1 protein-coding gene is annotated in these 255 nt (G+C 37.6%); it reads left to right on the top strand.

Features of this window, described 5'->3' with window-relative positions:
* Window positions 1-117, top strand: a 117-nt coding sequence (locus P3R27_RS15605; RefSeq protein WP_301357624.1) for a WxL domain-containing protein, incomplete at its 5' end; no start/stop codon positions are given.
* Window positions 118-255: the final 138 nt, after the last annotated feature.

Raw genomic sequence — 255 nt, 5'->3', positions numbered from 1 at the left:
GATGTAGTGACCAATGAAGCGATTCAATTATTTGTTCCAGGCTCTACAGCGAAAGATGCGATACAATACAAATCCACACTGACTTGGGAATTATCTTCTACTCCTGATAATAACTAATCAGATGGAAAGGATGACTGATTCTTCTAACGAAACCGAAGGATTCAGTTGATAGAAGTCCATGACGTAGCGTTACAATTTTGTAGCGCTACTTTCTTTAAAGGAAGGAGAAAACGAATGAAACAAGCAAGTACATAT

It is taken from the genome of Enterococcus spodopteracolus (genome assembly GCF_030441955.1).
GTDB lineage: Bacteria > Bacillota > Bacilli > Lactobacillales > Enterococcaceae > Enterococcus_B > Enterococcus_B spodopteracolus.
Note: the sequence above shows the minus strand (reverse complement) of the source record. Positions and strands in the feature narration are given on the sequence as shown.